Genomic DNA, 23,133 nt, shown 5'->3' with positions numbered 1-23,133 from the left:
CTTAGCCTCCCTGGACGACAAGTTTGTGAACAGCTCGCGACCACATCCATTTTTGCAACAACAAAAAACCAGCCATCCAGGCTAATTGCTGGAGCACGATGACGAGCAGATCGTACCAGCCTGTGACTTTTCCCAAGTATACAGAGATTGGTTCATAGTAGATGAGACGAAACGGAAGGACGTAAGAAATCTGCACAAGCGAATCCGAGAAAAACCAGATTGGAATAAACGCACCTGAAAATAGCCGGATTAATCCACCCAGCACCGTATTCACCTGCCAAACGAGAATATACCAGAAGGCGATCAGTCCGATTGTATACGTAATCAGGAAATTAAGAATTAAGCCGTTGAAGACGAGAATTAGAAAGATGAGGCCGTTAGCCAGCGAGGGAAGCTGTACGTGGAAGAATGACATGCTGATCATGACTAACGGGATTAATTCAAATAAGATACGGTACATGTTCGTGCCTAAGGCTTGACAGAAAATAACGGAGCGAAAGCTCATCGGTTTAATGAGATCCATTGCAATTTCGCCCGTGGATACTTTCGAACTTACACTAAAAATCACGTCATTCGTGGCAAACACAGAGATCACTGAGCTGACCACAACATAGGTGATCATTTCCTGTAGACTAACTGTACCCGCTTGTGAGCTCAAAAGGTTGTTATCTCCAAATAAAGCGTACCAAATATAGATCTGCACAAGGACTTTGAATAGCTGCCCGAACAGGTAGAGCAATACCTCAGCGCGAAAAGCAAGTAACGACCGGAAGGCGTTCAGCGTCATTTCCCGATAAAGTGCAATTCTCATACGGTCACTTCCTGTCGCTTGGGCTCTTCCTGACTAAAGCCGGCATACAGATTGCGAATGATCTCTTCGATCTCTGTCTCCTTGACTTTGAAATCACGAACGGAATAGCGATCCATAATCCACTTGATCACCGCAGACGAATTAATTTTATTCTTATCATAGAGGAGCTGGGTTCTGGCCTCTTCAGTCCGGTTGAACGAAATCCCCATTCTCAAAAGGGCATCATCCATAACAAAATCCTCTTCCGTATCCAGTTCCATGCTCTCCATGTTGCCGTAATCATTCTTGAGCGTATGCAGGTTGCCGTCATACATTAGCCTGCCGTGATCAACGACCATCACGCGGCTGCATAACTTCTCGATGTCGGCCATATCATGGGTCGTCAAGATGACTGTAGTACCTCTCTCTCGGTTAATCTGGCGGATGAATTCGCGAATGCGTTCCTTTACCACAACATCTAGCCCAATCGTGGGTTCGTCGAGATAGACGATTTGCGGATCATGCAGTAGCGCCGCACACAGATCTGCGCGCATCCGTTGGCCAAGGCTTAGCGAACGCACAGCAACATTTTTGAATTCTTCTAACCCTAAGATATCGCTGAATAACGCCATGTTCTGCAAATAACGATCCTCCGGGATGTCATACATATATTTCGTGAGCCGAAGTGATTCGATAACTGGCGTATCCCACCATAGCTGGCTTTTCTGGCCAAAAACAGCACCGATTCTCCGCGCATTTTCAATGCGATTCTCGAACGGTACGAGTCCGTTCACACGCACGTTACCGCTGGTCGGGACGAGGATGCCTACCATCATTTTGATCGTTGTCGATTTTCCAGCCCCATTAGGCCCGATGTAACCGACAATCTCACCCTGATCAATCGTAAAAGAAATGTCTTCGACCGCAACTTTCTGCTCGTATTCCCGGTATACAAGGCTTTTCATCAGTGGCCAGAACCCGTCCTTGCGCTTTTGCCGTTTGAATTCTTTACGCAGATGTTCTACTTGAATCAGTGGCATGACCCGCCCTCCTCACGCAATATTTACCCAGTATAAAAGATGAAAGGAGCAAACTGTTAGATGGCATTCTTGTCTTTTGTAGTGTGGAATTAATGAACTATTTTCGATACAGGCAGGTTTATAATTTCTTTTTTAAGAAAAATTGCTTTATTCCATCCGGGTATTCATCATTCACAGCGAAAACCTCATAGCCCATGCGCTTATAGAACTCCGGCGCTTGATACGTAAATGTGCAGGTATGAGCGAAAATACAGCCCAACTCTTTTCCTAGCCGCTCTGCTTCAGTGATCATGATCTTTCCGTAGCCTTTACTTCTGTATTCATCGGCAATCCAAAATACATCTATATACAGACCACATAACCAGGTTTCGCACCATGCGTAGAAAATAATTAAAGCTAAAGAATCCTGTCTTGGTTAACTCCCCTCCTCAAACGCCTATGTTACAATGGGGTGCAAAGGAGGAGTCATTATTGAACAAACAAAAAATCGTGATTATTGGCGCAGGGATTGTCGGGGCGTCCATGGCCTATCATCTGGCCAAACGAAATCAAGATGTAACCGTTATTGAGCGGCACCCCGCCGCAGCGCGTGAAGTCACGGAAAAATCTTTTGCCTGGATACATACGACTCATAAGGTGGCTCCTGAATACTGGCATTTGTACGATGCAGCTTTGGAAGAATATCACGCGCTTCAGCAAGAGCTGCCCGAACTGAAAATTCATTGGCATGGAGCACTGACTTGGGGCACTCCGCCCCTAAGAGAGCAACCCCACTTTCAAAAATTAAACCGGGAGCAGCTTGAGGCATTGGAACCGAATCTGCAGGAATATCCGGATGAAGCGATGTTTGTCAGTGAAGAAGGTGCAATAGACCCTATAGAGATTACGGAGCTGTTGTTGAGCAAAGCGCAGGAGTATGGAGCAAAGATTCAGTTCGGTACCAACGTTACACAGCTGCAGCAAGAAAATTCCCGCCTGGTCGGTGTCCATACGTCCAAGGGTTTTCTAGAGTCGGATGTCGTGGTATTGGCCGCAGGTACAGGCATACCCGAACTTTGCAACCCGTTAGGTTGTTACGTACCAGTAACGTCGTCGCCTTCCATTCTGATTCGGATGAAAACTGTAGATAAACTGATACGCACATTAATCTCAAATGCGCAATTTGAAGCGCGTCAACTGACGGATCATACGCTACTGGCGGCGGAAGATTATATTGACGAGTCAGAGGAAAACGGACCAGAGGCGGTCGGTAAGCGGGCGTTCGACACGTTGCGTCGCAATCTGAAAGACGGGAATCAACTGGAGCTGGAGAGCATAAAGGTCGGGATGAGACCAATGCCTGAAGACGGCTACCCGATCGTGGGCTTTCAAGATCACATAAAAGGACTTTATCTGGCGGTGATGCATTCTGCGATTACACTGGCGCCGCTGATTGCACATCTGGCTGCAAATGAGATCATCGATCGGGAATCAAGAAGTGAATTAGACCCTTGTCGACTCTCCCGATTTTAGCACCACTTAAGGGATGTTCTCGCTGTTGACCTCGATACTCCTGAGCACAACGCAAAAGAGTACATCGCCACATGAGCGATGTACTCCAAATTACATACTGTATATCTGCTTAAACCTTCTACTCTTCCCCAGTCGCAATAGTATTCTCACTGTAAAAAATCCAACCGCTCTGCTAAAGATATAACTTAGGATATGGTTCATCAATACTCATCCATATATTTTCAATTTTCGAGTTTTATGATTCCGCTATGAGCTCCTTTACTTTTGATTCAAAAACATCCCATTTAGTATCATATCCTACATTATAGTTCCACCCGCTTGAACGAAGCTTCTCCCCTAAATAAATGTATTTGGTTCGTTGCTTATCGGTTAAGCTTACCGATAAGGTTACGTCACTAACCTTGAACTCTTTTAAGTAATCATGTAACTTCCAAAGAATATCTTCCTTATCATCATCGTTTTCCATTCCCATATGTAAGATAACTGAATCAATCGCATCATCTAATTTTTGAGTTACAAGAGGTTCGGTATCCCAATTATTATCTATTTGATGCTGTATAGTGGCTTCTAATTGGGTTAGATCTCGGTAAATGCTTGCATTTAATAACTCATATTTTAATTCTTGTCTTTTGCTGTCACGTTGATGATTCATAAATAAAGTCACATTGCCCATTAGTGATACTACTAAAATTACTTTAATCCACTCTAATTTCCTCATATTTTCTCCTATCGGTTTCCCCACATTCTAATAGTTAAGAGCTCCATTCGAATCTCCGCTTTACCACTATTTGTGGTACGGTTCCCCGCGCTGTCTGTAACGACAAGTTTAGCGAATGATTTCGAGCTTATTGCCTAATAGGTTCTGCAAACGTGGAAGTACATTTTCTATAAAAAAATCATTCGATTTAAAGGATATGTTGAGGACCATTCCATCATGATCATCTCCGTGCTCTTCGGTACAATTGAGAAAAAAGCTGTATTCCTCGACTGGAGTATCTGAATTCAGTATCACGCATTTAAACCACCAGTCAGTAAGTTCAAATGACTGTATAATTTCCTATTTCGTGTTGGCTTTATACCACAATAAGTTTTTCAAATTCAAAGGGCGGTCATATGTGAACAACCAGGTAGAGTTGATATACATCAGTCGACTATTCACAAAAGCTTGATTCATCTCATTTCGATCTTCAAGTGTTAAAATTGAATTCATATCATTTACGACAGTTCCAACTTTCAATATCAGTTCTTCACTTAATTCTTCATAAGCAGCGCCTCTGAATTGAGAGAGAAGTTCATCCATGTAGGTCTGATTTTCATTGGGATCGAGCTCAGGAGCACAATGCTGCAGCAGAATATCCTTCACTCTTTGGTGAATTGTTTGATCAGGGTCGTAGACAACATCCGCGTGGAAACTCCCCGCCCAAAATTGAATCATACCCTCCCTGTGCGGATCCAAATCTCTATTCCAGTTCGTATATAAGAAAAGAATATCTTGTTTCGGCTCGCGAAAAGCAAGAATAATTCTGCCATAGTATCATAAACACTTGGTCCAAATCCTAATTCGTAGCCTAGCTCCAACCGATAAGAAGTAGTACTCATCAGTAGTTTCAATATTACTACCCCCTGTCACTAATATTCTCATCTTGGCCATCCTAAGAACAGGATGGCCATTCCTCCTCCTATTCCCTTAAGTTATCCCGTAATCGCTCCAGCTTCTTGCAGTGCAAAAAAGTTTGGCATTGCCGTTACCCGAGACCCGCAATAAACGATAATTTCATCATCCTTAGATAATGACTGGAATCGTTTGGTGCGCTTTTGATGCAACAATATTATGGACGTAATCATTTTATTATTTTGCATTAAATTCTTTGAGCATTTGGATAAAATCTTGTATTTGCACATCATTCCATTTTGAACTTCGTTCATAAAAAGCGGTTTCTTTTTCTTTTAGAGCATGAGTTGTTTGTTGATAGCCGTATTCTGTAAGGGAAAGAAGAATGGCTCGGCCATCAGTAGGAGATGGTTCCCTTCTTATATACCCAAGTGATTCCAACTGTTTGATTAAGCGACTTACAGAACTACGGTCCATAGCCGTTGACTCTGCCAAGCCCGCGGCACTTGTAGCCCCATAGGAGTATAGCCACCGAATAATATGGAAAGCCGCAGGTTGAATAGACGAATCGAAGAGATTAGCAGCCCTTACATTTAGTGCATGTGCAGAACTAATCAGGGCATTAATTTGTATACCTAACTCCAGTTCTAATTCTTCTCTTGGTTTATTACGATGTTGTTGATACTCCATTCTTCTTCACCTTTCTTGTATATACAAAATCATTCTAAATTTAATTGACATATATCCATCAAATAAATATAGTGGACATATATCAATTAAATCACTTGTTTGTTTTTTTGTTTCATTTTGAAAATATTGTATCACATAAAGGAGAATGAGCCATGCAGAAAAGTCCAGTAGTTGTCATAACCGGAGCTACAAGTGGTCTAGGTCAGATAGTAGCCATTGAATTAGCAAAACAAGGCTTTCACCTGGTTTTAACGGCTAGAAGTAAGGAACGGGCCGCAGCTACGAAAAAGATTATTCAAGATACTACATCTTCAGCAAAAGTAGATTTTTTTTACGGAGATCTATCTTTAATGAGTGAAGTTATTCGAATGGGTCAAGAAATTATAGCTGCGTATCCTATCATCAATGTACTTCTAAATAATGCAGGAATTCACGCCTTTAAACCTCGCGTCACATCTGAAGGATTTCCTGAAATGATTGCTGTCAACTATTTAGCACCATGGCTGTTGACACACATCTTAAAACCGTCTTTACAGAACGCGGGAAAAGCTACCGTAGTTAATGTAGCATCAGAAGCCTCACGCAACCATGGCGTGTTAAAATTGCCCGAAGATCTAACTGATACCGTGCCTTTTACAGCACGAGGCTCATCTCCTATTTATGGAAAAACCAAGTTGCTGAACATTATGTTCACAATTGAGTTAGCTCGACAATGGTCCGATACAAGTATAAATGTGAATGCCCTGAACCCAGGATTCAATGTGACAGGTCTTGGGCGTGAACTTAAATTTGCAGCTATTCTAGAAAGAATTTTGAAATTTTTTAATATCGGTAATCCTCAAAAAGGTGCTGAAATTATAACTAGATTAATCCTAGACCCAAAATATCAAGTGGAGACTGGAGGGTATTTCAATGTAGGAACTGGAAAGCTTATCACTCCTGTACAGCCTGGCCGAGATGGCACCATGCAAAAGAGGTTATGGAAGTGTACCCAAGATTTGCTTATTCAAAAAGGTTTTCTAAAATAAATGCTGCTCAACCAAACGATAAATCCATCTATGAAGACAATCCCACCTTTTTATTCGGCAAACAACCTTCAGACAGCACTTCGTTGACTTCCCGTTGACTATTCCGAACACTTGTTGACATTTAAGATAGCAACATAAACGCTCGGAGGGAAGGCGGCTCTTCAGCCGCCCTTCTCAGGGAGGTGTGTAGTCTTGGTATGATCATCCAGTGGCAGGACTTCAGGACTCAAAGAAAATGGTTACAAGGAGTACGCGTTGATTTTCTGTTGGCTTCAAAATCTATAAGGGCAACGCAAAAAGTACATCGCCACATAAACGATGTACTCTAAGTCATAACCTGGATATCTGCTTAACCCTACTTTTCTTCCCCAGTCGCAATCGGGTTCTTATCATAGCTAACCCAATCACTCCAGCTTCCCACATATAGCTTCACATCTGTGTACCCAGCTTCCGTTAAAGCCAGCACGTTGGGACAAGCCGTGACTCCTGCGCCACAGTACACGATAATTTCCCGGTCAACCGGGATATCCTTAAAGCGTTCACGTTGCTGTATGCCATCGAGGAACACCCCGCTCGGAGATCCTTCTTCCCAGTAATGATTAATGGCACCAGGAATATGACCTGCCTTCTGGTATTTCGACGTATCTTCACCGGTATAGCGATCATGTATCCGTGAATCAATTAATACTCTATGTTCCTGACCGATACCAGCCTTAACCTCAGTAATCGTCGCCTGTAGACTGTCGTTAATCCGGGATGAAAACTTGGTACCCACAGGATGTGATGGCTCATTCGTTACCGGATAACCTGATTGGCTCCAGCCTGAAAAGCCGTCGGACAACAGTTTCACCTTCTGATGGCCGGCATGCTTTAGCATCCACCACAACCGTGACGCAATACTACCTCCCTGATCGTCATAGACAATCACTTCTTTTCCCTCATCAATCCCTGCTTGTCCCAGCTTCTCCGCGAAAACAACAGAATCGGGCAACGGGTGACCGCCTCCATGAATCTCTTTTGGACCCGAGAGATCGGTATTCAGATCAAAAAATACAGCGCCGGGAATATGTCCCTGCAAATAGGCCGCGTAACCCGCTGAAGGCTCACCCAATACAAAACGAACGTCCGCAAATACCGTGTTAGGATCATTCAGCCGCAATACAGCCTCAGATGAATGAATTAAATTAGACATAATCAATTCCTCCAATAGGCAAAATCAGTTCAGTTACATAGTTATCGCTGACCGCGGTACTCCATGGATCAATGATGTATCTTTCGTAGGAAGCCCCTTGAAGCGGAATGTCCTGCTCTTGTGCCCAATGCTGCACTTTCCGGTACGTATCAGAGAGGGTACTGTAATCTCCTTTGTGAACTACACTTAAGGCCTGGAACCCTCCCACTTCTGTCGTCAACGCCGCATTGGCTTCATCCTCAATCACCGCTGTGTAGCAATCTACGGATGTGAAGGTATGATTGATACGCTGATCAAAATCTTCGAAGAACAGCATAAACGGCCCATACGCGAATACATTATGCTGATTGCAAAGTCCGACGAGAACGTTGCTATAAAGCACTTCAATATTGGCGGCTTGAGGATCTGAAATCTCATAATGGAACTTCAACGTACGATATTGAGGAAAAGGAGCAATCTCAATGTCCCTCTCCTTCCGCGGTTTCGCCAGCAGCGTCTCCCCTTGCTTCAGCAGCCGCTGCCATTCCTGAATTGCAAAATGTTTCTTCTGCAGCTCCGCCATCTGCCGCTCGACGATCAGCAGCTCTTTAGCCATATAGTCTTCCAGCACTTCAAAGTTGGAGCGCTCCAGCATCTGACGAATATCATCGAGCTTAAAGCCCAGTTGCTTGTAATATTTAATCAGTGGAATCTTCCGTATGCTTTCCACAGAATAATACCGATAGTTACTTTCAGGAGCGATGCGGTCAGGTGTCAGCAACCCGATATCGTCATAATAACGAAGTGTCCGAATCGGAACATTGCATGTCTTTGCCACTTCTCCAATGGTGTACCATTCCAATTCGTCTCCCCTTTTCCGAGCTGTGCTCTTACAATAGACCTTTAACGGTTTCCTTCAATACTAATAACTCAGGATTTATGAGCCGATCTCTTTTATTCTTCTGGTCAAAGCCAACGGTGAGCTCTTCCTTCACTACTCCTGGTCTCGAAGACAGCACGTATATCCTGTCCGACAGAAAGATTGCTTCTTCAATGTCATGGGTAATGAACAGGATGGTAACGTTAAAAGCTTCCTGAACCTCCAGCAGCCAAGCCTGCATACTGCCTTTTGTAATGGAATCTAGAGCACCAAAGGGCTCGTCTAGCAGCATAATCTCTCCAGAGGCCAGAAAAGTGCGAAGAAAGCTCGCGCGCTGCTTCATTCCCCCGGACAGCTCACTGGGGTAGCGGTGCTCATAGCCTTTTAACCCGATCCGCTCCATTAAGGATACCGCCTTTGAACGTGAAGCTTCCTTGTTAGAGCCTTTCAGATCCAGCGGCAAAACTATATTATCCAGAACCGTCTTCCACGGCAGAAGCAGATCCTTCTGCTGCATGTAGCCAATCTCCCCATGAACGTCCAGCGTTCCTCTATCTGCCGGCAATAGGCCGGTAATGATGTTAAACAAGGTGCTTTTACCAGAGCCGCTCGGTCCCAGGATAGATACGAATTCACCTTTGCGGATATGCAGAGAAACATCTTTCAATATCTCCGCAGAACCATATGATTTGCTGATACCATCAAGTGTAATTAAGGTATTGTTCCCGCCGGAATTAGGGAAAGTCTTCTCCAACAGTGCTTTATCTTGCATCGTAACCTCCACTATTTCCAATGCGTCGTTTTTTTAGATATATAATTGATTAGGTAAATAAAGCCCACACTGATGATCACGATAACCAAAATCGAGGCAAACACTTTATCGAGCGCGTAAGCGTTCTTGGTGCGAACCATATACACCCCGATCCCCTTCGTCCCGCCTTGCCATTCCCCGATAATCGCCGCCATAATCATATACGTCGCTGCAATTTTGAGTCCGGAGAAAAAGTTCACCATCGCATACGGCAGCTTCAAGTGGATGAAGGTTTGCAGTTTGGATGCCTTATAGGAATGGAAAAGATTCAAGTAGTCTTTGTCCACCTTCTCAAATCCGTCCACCAGACTAATACAAATCGGGAAAAAGCAGACCATCACAATAATGAGGATTTTCGGCAATATACCAAAACCAAACCAGACGATTAACAACGGTGTTAGCGCAATGGTCGGAATGGTCTGTGAAACGATCAGGATCGGATATAGTGACTTCTTGATAACAACAAAGCTGTCCATCAATATCCCGAGAACGAAAGCTAATGCAATCGATAAGACAAATCCAAGCACAGATTCATACAACGTCGTTCCGACGTGACCCGCAATGGTGCCAAAATCGCCGATCAGAGCACTGACCGTAGCCAACGGCGAGGGCAGAATATAGAGTGGTACGTGGTTCAACGACACGATTAGCTGCCACACAATAACGGCAATGAGAAGGGTAGCAATTGGATAGATCCGTTCGTCTATCTTTTTAAGTTTGTCCATGGTAGTTATCTCCCGCGACTAGTAAAGAGACCATATCCCGGGATCATGGGCAATATGGTCCTTTATCGCTATTATTTAAATTCATATAATTCCTATGTGTTTATTATAAATTAACAACCACATCACATTCTGTCAATGTTAATCTTTAACTATATAAGACGAACAAAAGAAATTAACAAAAAGCAAGGATGAACGAACGGGAAGCTTCAGCTTTGTCAGCGTAAAGCGCTCGCTTGAAAGCTTTCCATAGGAATGCTGGCACCGGAACATAGACTGCCAACAGCAAGACCTATGATCCATGGCTGTTCAAATCCAGCAATGACACTAGAAGCGGTATATTCCCCTTCACCAGTCGTCTTAAAGTGAGAAAAAGGGTCCTCCTTCTCAACTAACAGCATTTTGTACCTTATTTTCCGAAAAAACACGCCTGATGCGGGCCTCTGGAAGATTTAAGATACAATTTTGCACTTCATCTCCACTAACCCCTAGCTGCAGAGAATTTAAGGTACAAAAATGCCACTAAATTACACTTCTACACTTCTATATATAGTACCGCCCGGTCCCTCATCAGCTCTCTGTTCCAGATAGGTCAGTAAGCCTTGGCCCTGCTGTCCTTGAAACCACTTGGCATGACCAAGCCAAAAGCTGTCGTAAGCCAGATCTGTGTTAGACTTGGACTTTACAATCCCCATAAAGTAATCCATCTCGCTCAGTGCAAATTCCGCATGGACTAAGGGAAGAATGGCCACTAGTGCAGCGGTCTCCTTACTGCTCAAGGGCCGAATCGACTCATATCCTGACAGCAAAGCTTCTAGTTGAGCGTAATGTACAATTTCATCCTGTTCTTGATCATCTAAAGCCAGCCATTCTATGGCATTTCGTTCAATAGCCGTAGCCAGGTCATAGATAGCATTCGTACGGTCTGCGAGGCCAAAATCCAGAATCGACTCGACACCCGACCGTTCATCACTGTCACTCCACAGTAAATTGGAGGCATGCCAGTCGTTATGTGTCCAAAGCGGATTCAACACGTCGAGTAGAGGCGCAAGCTTAGCGTAAAAAGGCATGAAGACCGTTTCCAAATCCTGCTCCCAGGATCTGTTCTCCAGATACTTGCCCAAGGCTTCGCGTGGTGCAATATAAGCCGCCATTTCCTGGCGTGGGTCGGCTGAACCAAAAATCGAGAAGCTCGAGACCAGGGCACGGGCGGGTCTTGCCGGGGCTTCAAAGCCCTCCGCCGCATCATGCAGCCTGGCCAGCGCTTCACCAGCTGCATAAGCGTGACCCTTTGTCAGAAAAGGACTCCACGAAACCGCGTCTCGGTACAAATCGTCCCCTTTTGCCAAGCGATGTATCTCATACGTCCATTCATCGAGCGCAAAGGCCGTTAGATCATCCCTCCCTGTGACGATATTACTCACCGGAATGCCCCCGGTTCGTAAGTGGCGGATAAAACGATGCTCCTCCAGAAGTCCCGCTACATCACGTACCGTATGATGATGTCGCTTAACAAACAAGCGCTCTGTAGTAGTGATCACAATCGTCGCACTGGAGAAAGGCCTTGGGCTATGCCAAGCCAGTTCCAAAGCTTCCTCTAAACCAGGATAATAGGTTAGTAGTTGGTTGACTTCCTCTAACGTAATCGGCGCCCAATCCGGACGGACAAGGGTTGTTCCCATGCCATGTGACAGTAGATCCAGACCGTTTCCTTCCCTACTCATCGCTTATTCTCCTTAGGCAAGAAGGCATTGCTATAAGCCGTCTTCCAGCCCTTCCGATCCTGCAAAATGCCATGATCAGCAAGCCACTCGGAATAAGGTTCGATCAATTCCGTACGTTGTACGCCCCAAATTCCGTTATGCAGCCAGGTGCTGGCGATCAGCGGCAACGAACGCTTCACAAGGTGGGCAGGGAAAAATGGAATAATCCGTTCATAGATTGGCGCAGCCAACAGCGGATCAGCAGCCAAGGCCTGGTAACCTCTCTCCGTCGCCGCCAAAAATGCGCGGACGGTCTGAGGATCTTGGATAGTTTTTTCCACTTGTGTCCCTAGAAGATAACTGTGATAGGGCGGCGCACCGATCTCATCCACAGGCCATACGATCCTCTCTTCTTCCGGAACCGCGGTGTCCATGAGAATTTCCCAAGCCCAATAGCTCCCGAAGGTTGCATCCGCCTCACCGGCGGCAATATCATCCGGGGTTAACTCTCTTGTACCGCTGTCTACCACGATAATAGCATCCGGGTCTCCGTCATCCGCACTAACCAACTGCCGGATCATCGCCATTCCCCGCGGCGTCGGATTCAAGGCCACCCGCTTACCGCTGAGGTCTGCCGGGCGACGAATTCCGGTACTTCTCACCGTCTGCACGGTTTCCATTCCCCTGTGGTTAATGGCTGCTACGCCCACAACCACCGGCTGCGTCTCCCTTTGTACTAATAAGCGATTACTAGGGAAAATGCCGAAATCCGCTTCCCCTCTCGCCAAATAGGCTAAAGTGTCGCCTCTTTGCGGATCGTACACCGTAAACTCCACATCAAGACCAGCGTCCGTATACCAGCCTTGCTCACGCGCATAATAAAATCCGGCAGAATTGGTCCACGGGTAGAAATATTCAAGCATTACCTTTAAGTGTTTCATTGAGTTAACATCCTTTTCATTATTTTTTCGGGAGGAATTCATTAGTGAAAGCTTCTTCCGGTTTCAAATCGGTTGGAATTAGCCCTTTATCCTTGAGAAATTTCGCATAATTGCTCCATACCTCGGTCTTCATCTGCCCCCATGCCGGTGCGTCAGCAATATATTGACTCGCCAAAAATTTCTGACTTTCCACAGCGAGCGTTTTATCAATCTCCGGGGCATGCTTCAATAACAGCTCCGCACTTTCCTCCGGGTGCTCAATGGCATATTGGTAGCCCTCTTCGGTTGCCTTTAAGAACTTGCTTACCTTGTCAGGATTCTCAGCGATCGTTTTGGTTCCAGTGATCAGAATTGGTGTGTAATAATCCAAAGCCGGGTCAAGTTCCCGTGCCGGAATATAGTTCAGTTCAACACCTTTGAGCTTAGCTTGTATGCCGGTCCAACCTTCAAAAATCCAGGCAAGATCAACATTTTTCTGGGTAGCTGCGAAGAAATCATCATTACCGATATCCACAAGCTTCAGCTTGTTGAAGTCGGCTCCGTTTTTCTCCATAACCGCTTGAAGAATCGCTTCCTCCGAAGGAGAACCCCAACCGCCATATACTTTTCCCTCAAAATCTTTCACACCTTGAATGTTCTTGCTCTTCGGTGCAGCAAATCCTGAGGTATTATGCTGGATGATCGTAGCGACCGCCTTGATTGGCAGCGGTTCCTTGCCGGTTAGTGCATAAGTTACATCCTCCTGGTAGCTGACACCAAAGTCACCTTTTCCAGCAGCGATTAAAGTCGAAGTCGTTCCTTCTGACGGCTGCACAATTTGTACGTCCAATCCTTCATCCTTGTAATAGCCCTTTTCTAAAGCAACATATAGACCGGTATGATTCGTATTGGGCGTCCAGTCCAGAATGACACTGGTAGGTTCCAGTTTGGTACCTTGTGCTTGCTCTTTTCCACTACTCGCACATCCAGACAAGAGCATGGCCGACAAAGCGGTAATCCCCAGTATGGTGAATAAACTTGATTTCATATAGAATCATTCCTCTCCAATAGCTCTCTCAAGTAAATAAATCCTATTCCGATGTATTTACAATGGTATAGAGAAAATAATAACCCTCCATGTAACTGGAGGGTCAAGCTTTTTCTTCACTTCTTTAGGATACTTCCGTTTTATTTACTTTTACCGATGAACAAACCTCACTTTTTATTGTATAATTTAGGAAAATCCCTGGGGTGATGATATGAGTAAATCTACTCGCTCTGAAAAAGCAATTGTTTCGGTTCTGCTGGGAACAGCCTTTTCGATCATCATAGCTTTCTTTGTGGTTAGATATATTATCCAGAATGTTTTGTTTGCTCCTTAGGGGAAGCACGGGTAGAAATGTGCCTGGGGCATTGTTATAGTTTCTTCTTTCTATTATATGTTTGAAGTCTTAGCCTACCGTCCCCAATGCTGCTTGTACTAACAATTCCCTTTGTCTTTAAAGTAGAGTTTGCTTGAATTTCGATTCGACTACCAATAAATTGTAAAATGAGGGGTTAAAATGAACAATGTAATTCTGAAAGCCGGTGCGCAATTAGCTGGAACTACAGCAAGATCTTTAGTCCAATTAATACCAGGTGGAAATTTCATAACACTATTAGGAGAAATTTCAGGAACCGTTTTGGAGAATTTTTTAGCAGACTATTCCGATAGAGTGTTATCTACTAAAGAGAAGGAGAAGGTAGGCGCCGCTTTTCTTCATGCTGCGGAGAAGATTAAGAGTCGACTAGATAATAACGAACGTTTAAGAACGGATGACTACTTCTTTGCAAATAATGAGAATTATCGTTCTTCATCTGAAGAGGCACTTGAGGGCATATTAATCAAAAGTAGATTTGAACATGAGGATAAAAAAATAAAACATTTAGGATATATTTATGCGAATGCTGTTTTTGATAACTACTCCATATCCGAAATAAATTTTTATATTAAACTTGCTGAACAACTCACATATCGGCAAATTTGTCTGCTCTCTCTTCTATTTTCTAAAGAAGAAAACTTAAGTAATGAAGGGCGTAATTATCATTCCAAAGAAATAGCTACTGTACTGCAAGAAATAAACGGGTTATATCAACAAGGTCTGGTTCAAATGTTGATCCCGGATCCCGAAGAAGAAGGCTTCGCAAATGGCGGTGTGTTTAAAGTGACTTCAGAGGGGAATTTTCATCCAATAAGCTCATGGGATGAAATAATCCCAAATAAAATAATTTTAACACGATTGGGTAGAACCATATATTCTATTATGAGCCTTGAGGAAATATCAGGTGGTGAAATATATAAATTAATACAACTTCTAAAGTGACCATTTTAAAAACTGAATAAGAGCAGATAAACAACCAAGCCTCCACTCCAGGAAATCATCCATTCTTCCTTCAAACTTTATAGAAAAACGGCTAACTGTACAAGGTGGCCGTTTTGGTCTATCCTATTCGATTAGAGAACGGGAAGGATACCGCCCCTCCCTTATTTGCCCAAAAAGCTCGTAACAATCAAATCCAACTGCGCTTCCAATGAGATCGGGTCGTTGTAATAGGAACCCTTTTCACTAATAAAATATACCTGGTTATTCTTCACCGCAGGGAGTGATTTCCACAGCTTGCTGTCGTACACAACATTCGCATTACCGTCATCCCATCCTCAATTGCTTGTAAAAATGTAGTCGCCAGCATACTGAGGCAGTAATTCAAGCGATAAATCCGTTCCAAACCCAGGACCGTCAATGAGCGCTTTCTGGATCACCTCCGGAGCTTTTAGACCAAGGTCATCATATAGAATTTCGCCGCCTCGGCCGCCCTTATTTCCCCAAGCGTAGATGCCTTTGGCGAACGGCTGAAGAATCGACGCCGTCTTGTCTCCAACGACCTCTGTTATTTTCGGCTTCACCTCAGCAATTTTGGTTTTCCATTTCTCTGCCCATTCCTGCGCTAGATCTTCCTTGCCCGTGATTTTCCCGAACTCCATCAAGAGTTCCGACGGGGTTCCTACTCCGTATTTAAGTCTGATTACCGGGGCTACTTGCGCGAGTTGTTCATATTGCGCTTCTTCAATGTAATCAAATGTAATAATCAGATTTGGTTCCAATGCGAGAATTGCTTCTATATTAGGCTCTTCACCTATATTAATGATACCGTCCAGCTTTCCTTCATGGTAAGGGTTAGCTAACGAATCTTGAGTCGCAGCCCAGGCTTAACGCCCAGCGTCAGCAAATTACCAATCGCACTTCCAGTAAAATATTCAGACGCGCACCGCGCCCACCATGCAGTACGTGGTTACAGCTCATGGTGCGCAGCACATCGTCCAAACGTACGCTTGCATTCCCACGTTGAACATACAAAAAAGCACTGGCCGGCAGACGGTAGATCTGCATCTCCATGCCTGTCTCCAGCCGGCCATGACGGATATCCAGCACTTTTAGGGAAGCATGATTCCATAACACAATGTGATCGTATAGCTTCATCGTCCTTTCAATCCTCCCAACACAATGACGACTCTGTCCTATCATTATATTGATAACGATTCTCACCGTATAGGAAAAAGAGTATATACTTCCTTCATCCGTTATTGATTTTCACAGTAGATACCATAATAATATAAATAGAAAATGCAGATAGTGTGCCGGAGGTGCGTTATGGAGTATCCGTATAAAAAGTATGTGATTAGCGATGATCAAGAGCGTGTTCACATCCCCACAATGATCGATTTTGTAACTACCAGCTACTGCGGCAATAAACGATCTCCTGAGAAGATCAAGAAATCGATTCAAAACTCTGTCTGCTATGGTGTGTATGATGAGGATAAAATGATTGCTTTCGCAAGGCTGATCACAGATGGCGCCACAACCTATTATTTGTGCGATGTGTTCGTGCTGGAAGATTACCGCGGGCAAGGCATCTCGAAAAAACTGATTGAAGTCATCACAAATGCACCAGAGCTTGAATGGATGTCCGGAGTCCTTGCCACCAAAGACGCTCATGGGCTGTATAGTCAGTACGGATTCGAGATTGAGAACGACAGATTCATGAGAAGACAACCCCAAGGGAGACAGCAGTAAATAAATTTAAGTTATAGTGCGATACAGGTCTGAACTTATACTTTTACATAGAAAGAAATTATTAAAAAACAGATTACTTATGTAAATACTCTCTCCTCTCTTGGTCTGCGCGTGTCGCAGGCTTTTATTATTTCCATAAAGTGAGAAGTTTCCAGGCCTGCAACGTCTTATATATAAATCGATTTTGTCTGGAGGCATCCAATTGAATGAAGGGATAGACGACAAGCTGGTGATCAGGGAAGTACTGGACGGAAATCGGGAAGCCTTTGCGTTACTGGTAGACAAATACAAGTCCGGTTTATACCGCCTGTTGCTAGGCATGGGCGCGAATGCACAGGATGCACAAGATCTGGCACAGGAATCTTTTATTAAAGCCTACCAGAAGCTCCCGGATCACAACAGCCAGAGTAGCTTTGCCGCCTGGTTATATGCCATTGCTATAAATCTTTTAAGAGATTTGAAGCGGCGCAAAAAAGTCAGCCTTGCAGCCCTCCCCTTGCTGAGAGAGGCAAGCCCACCCCTTACACCAGAGGAACAATACATGCGTAAGGAAGAGGAACTGGAATGGCATCGAAGATTAATCAGATTACCGGAGCGTTATCGCATCATCCTGCTGTTGCGTTACGCCAATGAATTATCCTATGAGGAAATTTGCGAGATCACAGGATTGTCCATGCATCAGGTTAAGAACCGTCTCCATCGTTCCCGGCAAAAGTTGAAGAAGCAATGGTCACAAGCAAAGGAGGATTCCAGTGAGCAAATGGAGCTTTATCAATCGTGATGATCGTGATGCGGATGAGATGATGTCACGCCAAATGCAGCAGATACCGGCAACGCTTCCTGATTTTTTCACAGAACAGGTCATGGAACAAGTGCGTCACACAGAGATGGAAGCCCCAACCGGAATGAACTTAAGGAAATTATCCGGTATGCGCAGAAACAGAGTCATTAAAAAGCTGCAATGGGGCAGTGCTATCGCCATCGGAACGGTCGCTATCGCCTTTTTACTCACCGTATCTTACTCTGCTTATATGCGAAATCTTCCACAACTCACTCAGTCTTACTCAGCATCACTACCCAGCCTGATGTTTGGAGACAACAAGCTGGATTTCGATATCGGCCTCATGGAGGCTCAAGCGCTCGGAGTGGTACACCAGGCTAATGTTCAAGCGACTGACAAGGGCTATACACTTATGCTACGTGATGTTGTGGCAGATCCTACGCGAATGGTCTTGTCTATGCAGATTGTTGACGAGAAGGGACAGCCTGCAAAACAGGAAATGGACCGTTTTGATTTTGAGCAATTGCATCTCAAGGATCAGGAAGGCGAAGAAATCGGACAGCTCAGGGATAGTGTGCCTATGGAAACCCGCAATGGTTCGGACAATTCCATACAGAAGTATATTATCTTAACCTACATTTTCCCGGATAAAGAGCCCAAAGACAAAGTGATCATAGAGAGCAATGTGACCGAACTAAAATCTCGAAAAAATGGCGATAAATCAATCAAGGGGTACTGGAGCTTCAGCTACACCGCTGACATGACAAAAGCGAATAGCCTAGTTGTGACATCAGACCTGAACGAATCCTACATCACTCCAGAAGGACTCCATCTGAAGATGGATCAGCTTGTACGCACGCCTGCAGGCGTGCAGCTAAAATTCACGACCTCACTCTCCGAAGCTGCGGCAGCCCCCGCTCCAATAGAGCTGAGGAATAAGCTAAAGGTGATGTTCCATTTAGAGGATGAAAAGGGACAGGAGCTTTCTCGAATTAACAGTTCCAAGAATGGCGGAGCTAGCAATTCTTCCTTCACCTACACTTGTAAGGAAGAAAACGACTCCAGCACCCTGCATTGGACCTATTACTTCCAGTCACTCCCGTATGACAGCATGAACATCCGTTTTGTATTGGATGGCTATACGCTTCCCGTGAAATCCGATGATCGATTGACTTTCCGACCAGAGGAGCTGAAGCAGGGACCGGCTATATTCGATAAACAAGGCGATCATCTGGAAATCAATGATATGAAAATAACTGAAATAAAAGATGAACCCGGTATTTCCGGGTGGATGACGGTCAGTGGCAGCTTTGCTAATTCATTCTTGGATGACCAATGGGTCGCCTATGATCAAGACGGTACAGAATATAAGACTATTTTCAGAGGAGCGGTTAGTCTTGGGGAGCAGGCTCTCATAAGTAAAGAGAGTAGTAACAACAGCCCTTCTTACTTTATCGCCAAAGGACTTATTGCCTTGCCAGAGAAGCTGACACTTGTACGCAACATCACGGACAAACGGTATACCGATGTGGACTGGAGCTTTGATCTACCTAAAATCGAACGTAATGAAGCGCTGAAATCCATTCCCATTCCTTAGAATGATTCTAATCACTAAAAAACAGCCTGGGGCTCTTTCACTTAGAGTTCTCCGGTCTGTTTTTTTATTGCCTTGATAATATGCTGGACTTTGAAAAGTCCATCTTAAGAAATCACAATCCATCTTGAGATTAACCCGGTACAAGTTTAGTCAATCTGAACACCCAAGCTTTCACTTCATTTCCTGTACTGCTAAAGTAACTATCCCGTCGTTTCCCGGCGGGTAACTTTTTTCCTAAAGTTACCTAAAATATACTCAGCGTTTAAATAAAGGCATTTTTGCACCTTAAATTGATGATTTTAGCGTGAAAAAGGGAATTAAGAGCATTATTGTACCTTATATTTCTACATATCCTAAAAAACACGGCCTCCCCAAGGAATTAACATACAAAAATGATCTTAATTACCATTTTACCTTCGTTGCCACGGAATTAAGGTACGAAAATGCGCTTATTTACGTATCCGCGCGGCTGGAAGCAGACAGGGGTTGAACCAAGCGACGTCCACTTCTATAAATTGTTCAATTAATGATACCTTATTCAAATACTGAACAAGCCGGCAACCTCTCTTTCGAGTGTTTGCCGGCTTGTTGTGCATTAAGTATAGTTGTCGCTTCAGTATAACTCGTCTTAGCCCTTAACCGCACCTTCTGTAATTCCTTCCATGATGAAGCGTTGGAAGAAAGCGTAGATGATAACAACCGGGATCGCGGTTAGTACCAGAGCGGCCAGAATCAGCGACCATTCTTTGTTGTACTCGCCGAACAGCATGTTCGTGGACAAGATCAGAGTGTACTTGTTCACGTCTGTCAGCATAAGCAGTGGAAGCAGGAAGTCATTCCAGATCCACAGGAAGTCCAGGATACCAATGGTAACGGTGATCGGGAGCAGCAGCGGCAGAATGATCCGGAAGAAGGTCTGGAACTCACCACATCCGTCCATGTGCGCCGACTCTTCAAGCTCCTTAGGAATCCCTTTTACAAATCCATGATAGAGGAACACGGCCATGTTCACGCCAAGTCCGATATAGATCAGACCCAGACCGAACACGCTACCTTGTACATCCAACGTTCTGGTAACACGGGACAGCGAGATCATGATCGAGTGGAATGGCACCAGCATCGAAGCAATGAACAGGAAGAACAACGCACTGCTCAGTTTGCCAGATGTTCTGGACAGCTTGTACCCGGCCATGGAAGCGAACAACAGGATGCCCCCAATACCGACAACCGAGACAATCACAGAGTTCTTCACGCTATTGAACAGGTGAATCTTGGCGAAGGCCTGACTGTAGTTCTCAAAATGAAGCTGAGTCGGCAAGGACAAAATGGATTTGAAGATCTCTCCTTGTGTCTTGAAGGAGTTGATGATCGCCATATAGATCGGGAAAAAGGCTAGCGCAGCTCCGATGATTAGGACAATCAGGATGATTGTAGAGGACAGTTTGCTACTTTTCATTATGCCTCCACCTCATTTCTTTTCGTTACGCGAATTTGGATCAGGGTGACAAGCAGGATAATGATGAACAAAACAACTGATTTGGCGCTCGCATATCCATAACGGAAGTTATTGGAGAACGCTTCTTCATAAATATTCATCGTAATAACCTGTGTGCTGCGGCCAGGGCCGCCGCCTGTCAAACCGAATACCACTTCAAATACTTTAAACGCACCGTTAAGGGTGAGGAAGAAACAGATCGTAATCGCATGAGAAATCATTGGCAGTGTAATATGTCTAAAGGTTTGCACCGGATTGGCACCGTCAATAACTGCCGCTTCCTTCAAGCTTTGTGGAACACCTTGCAGGCCGGCTAAGTAAATGATCATCATGTATCCTACACCATTCCATAACGACACGATGACAATCGAGTAGAAGGAGAATTTAGGATCGCCGATCCAGGATTGATCCAAGAACAACAATGCTGTTTTTTCAGCGAGCTGTGGGAGCACCTGGGTGAAGACGAACGTCCACATGAACGCACTAATGATCACACTGATCATGTTGGGCATGAAAAAGATGGTTCGGAAGAAGCCTTTGAAACGCGTCCGCGATTCAATAAACACAGCTAACAGCAAAGCCAGCACATTTTGCAGAACTACCATTACTACAACGTACTTCAGGGTAAACAGCAAGGCATTGATAAAATCAGGGTCATCGGTCAGAGCTTCTACAAAGTTGGCAAAGCCGACAAAACTATAATTTCGGTTCAGCCCGTTCCAGTCTGTAATACTGTAGAACATCCCGCCAATGGTTGGAATGAGCATAAACAGAGTATAGAACAGTAAGGCTGGGCCCACGAAGTATAACATCGAGCGCAGGTTGCGGGATTTCTTTAACATGATGGCACTCACCTCTTTGGTTTAAAATACCAGAGGGAGAAAGGCAATTTCGGGTGAAACGGCCTTTCTGCCCTCCCTATCCATTGTTTTTAGTCTTTATTTATTTACTTTGTTGTAGTCTTTCCAAGCTTTATCAAGCGCTTTAATAACATCATCCTGTGACAGCTGTTTCGAGAAGTAACTTTGCAGCCCCTTACCTACTTCATCTTTTACAGATTGCGGGATGGATGGATCACGGTAAGCTTTTCCTTCTTTTACATACACTGTAGCGTCGTCAACCCATGGGTAGCTCTTATAGTTATGAATAGTGGCTACAGGGTTAAATTTCAGACTTTCGTAGAACCCGCTGGACTCTTTGTCATCCAGTACGAAGTTGATGAAATCCAGAGCAACATCTTTGTTCTTGCTTGTTGGCGATACAACCAGGGAAGTAGACGCACCCAGGTTAATCAGTGTCTGATCAGGGTTGTCACTGAGTGGCAGTGGTGCTACGCCAAAGTCAACGTCCGGGTTAGCTTTTTGAATGGTTTCAGCATACCATGGACCTTGTACCCACATTGCTGCTTTACCGTTCGCAAAGGCAGCTGCGCCGTCGTCACCGCCGACTTCAAGCGCCTTGTTAGTACCGTTTGCGTTAACCAGGTCAATGATATCGAACATGGATTTCATTTCTGCGAAGGATCCTTGGTCTTTGTTCATCCGTTCGATGAAATCTTTATTTCCTGTTTGAATTTGTGCCCCTACTGACAATGGCAGGAACAACTGTGGAATCCATGACTCTTTGTAAGACAATTCAAACGGTGTGATGTTGTTTTTCTTCAGTGTCTCTACAAGCGTCTTCATTTCAGACAATGTAGTTGGCGGTGTTACCTTAAGGTCAGAGAAAATCTTTTTGTTGTACAAGTAACCCCAAGATACACTTTCCAGCGGCACTGCTACGACTTTGTTGTCGATGGTTACCGAAGGCTTCACGCTTTCCAATAGCTTGCCTACAAATGGCTGACTGGTGAGGTCTTCAAGATAGCCTGCTTTGTAGAACGATGGAATTTCGTTGATCGCGTGAATGGAGAAAATGTCCGGCGCGTCGTTGGATGCAAGTCTTGTTTTAAGGATCTGGGATGCGTTGTCCGAGTTAGGCATTTCCAATTGGACTTTCACATCTATGTTTTTCTCTGCTTTTTCTTTGGCAACAAATTTATCGATGTATTGGTCGAACTGATCCTTAAAGCGTGGCAATCCGATAAACATTTTCAGCGTAACTGTTTTTTCCGAACCTTTTCCGCCAGTACCGGCATTACTACTTCCGCTGTTGGCACCACTGTTAGAACCACAACCAGCCAGAAGCAAAACTGTCATCATTGCACTTGCCGTTACTTTCCATGACTTCTTCATTCTGTAAACCCCCTCAAATGTTGTCTCGTTCTTGT

24 protein-coding genes are annotated in these 23,133 nt (G+C 44.5%); 6 read left to right on the top strand and 18 right to left on the bottom strand.

Annotated features, from left to right (window positions below):
- Position 1: 1 nt before the first annotated feature.
- The 3 genes from ACFVRY_RS02060 to ACFVRY_RS02050 all read right to left on the bottom strand — a co-directional run bounded on the left by ACFVRY_RS02060 (position 2) and on the right by ACFVRY_RS02050 (position 2,176).
- Positions 2-811 (bottom strand): ABC transporter permease, encoded by an 810-nt coding sequence (locus ACFVRY_RS02060; RefSeq protein WP_387496628.1) that lies wholly within the window; start codon positions 809-811, stop codon positions 2-4.
- A complete protein-coding gene (locus tag ACFVRY_RS02055; protein ID WP_387496625.1) occupies positions 808-1,830 on the bottom strand; it encodes an ABC transporter ATP-binding protein in 1,023 nt (340 codons plus the stop codon). The genes ACFVRY_RS02060 and ACFVRY_RS02055 overlap by 4 nt, the downstream gene beginning before the upstream one ends.
- 118 nt (positions 1,831-1,948) lie before the next feature.
- Positions 1,949-2,176 (bottom strand): GNAT family N-acetyltransferase, encoded by a 228-nt coding sequence (locus ACFVRY_RS02050; protein WP_387497729.1) that lies wholly within the window; start codon positions 2,174-2,176, stop codon positions 1,949-1,951.
- Positions 2,177-2,301: 125 nt separating this feature from the next.
- Between ACFVRY_RS02050 and ACFVRY_RS02045 the strand changes: the two genes are divergently transcribed.
- Entirely contained in the window at positions 2,302-3,342 is a 1,041-nt protein-coding gene (locus tag ACFVRY_RS02045) for an NAD(P)/FAD-dependent oxidoreductase (protein WP_387496622.1), read from the top strand.
- Positions 3,343-3,577: 235 nt separating this feature from the next.
- On the opposite strand, the gene ACFVRY_RS02040 is transcribed toward ACFVRY_RS02045, so the two are convergent.
- From ACFVRY_RS02040 to ACFVRY_RS02030, 3 genes are all read right to left on the bottom strand, one after another.
- Complete coding sequence (locus ACFVRY_RS02040) at positions 3,578-4,060, bottom strand: hypothetical protein (protein ID WP_387496620.1); 483 nt, start codon at positions 4,058-4,060, stop codon at positions 3,578-3,580.
- Between the two features lie 339 nt (positions 4,061-4,399).
- Positions 4,400-4,777: a hypothetical protein gene (locus ACFVRY_RS02035; protein ID WP_387496617.1), complete on the bottom strand. Its 378-nt coding sequence runs from the start codon at positions 4,775-4,777 to the stop codon at positions 4,400-4,402.
- Between the two features lie 414 nt (positions 4,778-5,191).
- Complete coding sequence (locus ACFVRY_RS02030; protein ID WP_387496615.1) at positions 5,192-5,644, bottom strand: MarR family winged helix-turn-helix transcriptional regulator; 453 nt, start codon at positions 5,642-5,644, stop codon at positions 5,192-5,194.
- Between the two features lie 152 nt (positions 5,645-5,796).
- Here ACFVRY_RS02030 and ACFVRY_RS02025 point away from each other — a divergent pair, with 152 nt between their 5' ends.
- The gene (locus tag ACFVRY_RS02025; RefSeq protein WP_387496612.1) at positions 5,797-6,672 is read left to right on the top strand and encodes an SDR family NAD(P)-dependent oxidoreductase; all 876 of its coding nucleotides are present in this window, start codon (positions 5,797-5,799) and stop codon (positions 6,670-6,672) included.
- A 355-nt stretch (positions 6,673-7,027) separates the two neighbouring features.
- On the opposite strand, the gene ACFVRY_RS02020 is transcribed toward ACFVRY_RS02025, so the two are convergent.
- The 7 genes from ACFVRY_RS02020 to ACFVRY_RS01990 form a co-directional block, all read right to left on the bottom strand.
- Complete coding sequence (locus tag ACFVRY_RS02020; protein ID WP_387496609.1) at positions 7,028-7,864, bottom strand: sulfurtransferase; 837 nt, start codon at positions 7,862-7,864, stop codon at positions 7,028-7,030.
- Entirely contained in the window at positions 7,857-8,705 is an 849-nt protein-coding gene (locus tag ACFVRY_RS02015; protein WP_387496607.1) for a MerR family transcriptional regulator, read from the bottom strand. Before ACFVRY_RS02015 ends, ACFVRY_RS02020 begins: the two co-directional genes overlap by 8 nt.
- 28 nt (positions 8,706-8,733) lie before the next feature.
- Positions 8,734-9,495, bottom strand: coding sequence for an ABC transporter ATP-binding protein (locus tag ACFVRY_RS02010; RefSeq protein ID WP_387496604.1), 762 nt, complete (start codon positions 9,493-9,495; stop codon positions 8,734-8,736).
- A gap of 11 nt (positions 9,496-9,506) precedes the next feature.
- Positions 9,507-10,259, bottom strand: coding sequence for an ABC transporter permease (locus tag ACFVRY_RS02005; protein ID WP_387496601.1), 753 nt, complete (start codon positions 10,257-10,259; stop codon positions 9,507-9,509).
- 524 nt (positions 10,260-10,783) lie between these two features.
- A complete protein-coding gene (locus ACFVRY_RS02000) occupies positions 10,784-11,980 on the bottom strand; it encodes a phosphotransferase enzyme family protein (RefSeq protein WP_387496599.1) in 1,197 nt (398 codons plus the stop codon).
- Entirely contained in the window at positions 11,977-12,900 is a 924-nt protein-coding gene (locus tag ACFVRY_RS01995; RefSeq protein ID WP_387496596.1) for an ABC transporter substrate-binding protein, read from the bottom strand. Before ACFVRY_RS01995 ends, ACFVRY_RS02000 begins: the two co-directional genes overlap by 4 nt.
- 19 nt (positions 12,901-12,919) lie before the next feature.
- The gene (locus ACFVRY_RS01990; RefSeq protein ID WP_387496593.1) at positions 12,920-13,927 is read right to left on the bottom strand and encodes an ABC transporter substrate-binding protein; all 1,008 of its coding nucleotides are present in this window, start codon (positions 13,925-13,927) and stop codon (positions 12,920-12,922) included.
- Between the two features lie 514 nt (positions 13,928-14,441).
- On the opposite strand from ACFVRY_RS01990, the gene ACFVRY_RS01985 reads away from it, so the two are divergent.
- Positions 14,442-15,242 carry a hypothetical protein gene (locus tag ACFVRY_RS01985; protein WP_387496591.1) on the top strand — a complete coding sequence of 267 codons (801 nt, stop codon included), beginning with the start codon at positions 14,442-14,444 and terminating at the stop codon, positions 15,240-15,242.
- A gap of 335 nt (positions 15,243-15,577) precedes the next feature.
- Here the strand turns inward: ACFVRY_RS01985 and ACFVRY_RS01980 are convergent, their stop codons facing one another.
- Entirely contained in the window at positions 15,578-16,057 is a 480-nt protein-coding gene (locus ACFVRY_RS01980) for an ABC transporter substrate-binding protein (protein ID WP_387497727.1), read from the bottom strand.
- Positions 16,058-16,139: 82 nt separating this feature from the next.
- The gene (locus ACFVRY_RS01975; RefSeq protein ID WP_387496588.1) at positions 16,140-16,397 is read right to left on the bottom strand and encodes a hypothetical protein; all 258 of its coding nucleotides are present in this window, start codon (positions 16,395-16,397) and stop codon (positions 16,140-16,142) included.
- A 171-nt stretch (positions 16,398-16,568) separates the two neighbouring features.
- Here ACFVRY_RS01975 and ACFVRY_RS01970 point away from each other — a divergent pair, with 171 nt between their 5' ends.
- From ACFVRY_RS01970 to ACFVRY_RS01960, 3 genes are all read left to right on the top strand, one after another.
- Positions 16,569-16,991, top strand: a complete 423-nt coding sequence (locus ACFVRY_RS01970) for a GNAT family N-acetyltransferase (RefSeq protein WP_387496585.1) — start codon at positions 16,569-16,571, stop codon at positions 16,989-16,991.
- A gap of 202 nt (positions 16,992-17,193) precedes the next feature.
- Positions 17,194-17,772 (top strand): RNA polymerase sigma factor, encoded by a 579-nt coding sequence (locus tag ACFVRY_RS01965; protein ID WP_387496582.1) that lies wholly within the window; start codon positions 17,194-17,196, stop codon positions 17,770-17,772.
- Positions 17,744-19,369, top strand: a complete 1,626-nt coding sequence (locus tag ACFVRY_RS01960; protein WP_387496580.1) for a DUF4179 domain-containing protein — start codon at positions 17,744-17,746, stop codon at positions 19,367-19,369. Before ACFVRY_RS01965 ends, ACFVRY_RS01960 begins: the two co-directional genes overlap by 29 nt.
- Before the next feature lie 628 nt (positions 19,370-19,997).
- Here the strand turns inward: ACFVRY_RS01960 and ACFVRY_RS01955 are convergent.
- From ACFVRY_RS01955 to ACFVRY_RS01945, 3 genes are all read right to left on the bottom strand, one after another.
- Positions 19,998-20,825 (bottom strand): carbohydrate ABC transporter permease, encoded by an 828-nt coding sequence (locus ACFVRY_RS01955; protein WP_066370222.1) that lies wholly within the window; start codon positions 20,823-20,825, stop codon positions 19,998-20,000.
- Complete coding sequence (locus ACFVRY_RS01950) at positions 20,825-21,706, bottom strand: carbohydrate ABC transporter permease (protein WP_066370225.1); 882 nt, start codon at positions 21,704-21,706, stop codon at positions 20,825-20,827. Before ACFVRY_RS01950 ends, ACFVRY_RS01955 begins: the two co-directional genes overlap by 1 nt.
- A gap of 96 nt (positions 21,707-21,802) precedes the next feature.
- Positions 21,803-23,098, bottom strand: coding sequence for an ABC transporter substrate-binding protein (locus ACFVRY_RS01945; RefSeq protein ID WP_387496576.1), 1,296 nt, complete (start codon positions 23,096-23,098; stop codon positions 21,803-21,805).
- Between the last annotated feature and the right edge of the window lie 35 nt (positions 23,099-23,133).

Origin of the sequence: Paenibacillus sp. NPDC057934, from assembly GCF_042887565.1 — a bacterium.
In the GTDB taxonomy this organism is placed as follows: domain Bacteria; phylum Bacillota; class Bacilli; order Paenibacillales; family Paenibacillaceae; genus Paenibacillus_AQ.
The sequence above is the reverse complement of the archived record's forward strand: the minus strand, read 5'-3'. Positions and strand labels throughout refer to the sequence as shown.

Coding starts and splice junctions, on each gene's coding strand:
- ACFVRY_RS01975 (WP_387496588.1), bottom strand. CDS start 16,397: ATGAAGCTATACGATCACATTGTGTTATGGAATCATGCTTCCCTAAAA.
- ACFVRY_RS01955 (WP_066370222.1), bottom strand. CDS start 20,825: ATGAAAAGTAGCAAACTGTCCTCTACAATCATCCTGATTGTCCTAATC.
- ACFVRY_RS02025 (WP_387496612.1), top strand. CDS start 5,797: ATGCAGAAAAGTCCAGTAGTTGTCATAACCGGAGCTACAAGTGGTCTA.
- ACFVRY_RS02030 (WP_387496615.1), bottom strand. CDS start 5,644: ATGGAGTATCAACAACATCGTAATAAACCAAGAGAAGAATTAGAACTG.
- ACFVRY_RS01945 (WP_387496576.1), bottom strand. CDS start 23,098: ATGAAGAAGTCATGGAAAGTAACGGCAAGTGCAATGATGACAGTTTTG.
- ACFVRY_RS01995 (WP_387496596.1), bottom strand. CDS start 12,900: ATGAAACACTTAAAGGTAATGCTTGAATATTTCTACCCGTGGACCAAT.
- ACFVRY_RS01985 (WP_387496591.1), top strand. CDS start 14,442: ATGAACAATGTAATTCTGAAAGCCGGTGCGCAATTAGCTGGAACTACA.
- ACFVRY_RS02040 (WP_387496620.1), bottom strand. CDS start 4,060: ATGAGGAAATTAGAGTGGATTAAAGTAATTTTAGTAGTATCACTAATG.
- ACFVRY_RS02060 (WP_387496628.1), bottom strand. CDS start 811: ATGAGAATTGCACTTTATCGGGAAATGACGCTGAACGCCTTCCGGTCG.
- ACFVRY_RS02005 (WP_387496601.1), bottom strand. CDS start 10,259: ATGGACAAACTTAAAAAGATAGACGAACGGATCTATCCAATTGCTACC.
- ACFVRY_RS02020 (WP_387496609.1), bottom strand. CDS start 7,864: ATGTCTAATTTAATTCATTCATCTGAGGCTGTATTGCGGCTGAATGAT.
- ACFVRY_RS02035 (WP_387496617.1), bottom strand. CDS start 4,777: ATGATTCAATTTTGGGCGGGGAGTTTCCACGCGGATGTTGTCTACGAC.
- ACFVRY_RS02010 (WP_387496604.1), bottom strand. CDS start 9,495: ATGCAAGATAAAGCACTGTTGGAGAAGACTTTCCCTAATTCCGGCGGG.
- ACFVRY_RS02055 (WP_387496625.1), bottom strand. CDS start 1,830: ATGCCACTGATTCAAGTAGAACATCTGCGTAAAGAATTCAAACGGCAA.
- ACFVRY_RS01990 (WP_387496593.1), bottom strand. CDS start 13,927: ATGAAATCAAGTTTATTCACCATACTGGGGATTACCGCTTTGTCGGCC.
- ACFVRY_RS01950 (WP_066370225.1), bottom strand. CDS start 21,706: ATGTTAAAGAAATCCCGCAACCTGCGCTCGATGTTATACTTCGTGGGC.
- ACFVRY_RS02000 (WP_387496599.1), bottom strand. CDS start 11,980: ATGAGTAGGGAAGGAAACGGTCTGGATCTACTGTCACATGGCATGGGA.
- ACFVRY_RS01970 (WP_387496585.1), top strand. CDS start 16,569: ATGGAGTATCCGTATAAAAAGTATGTGATTAGCGATGATCAAGAGCGT.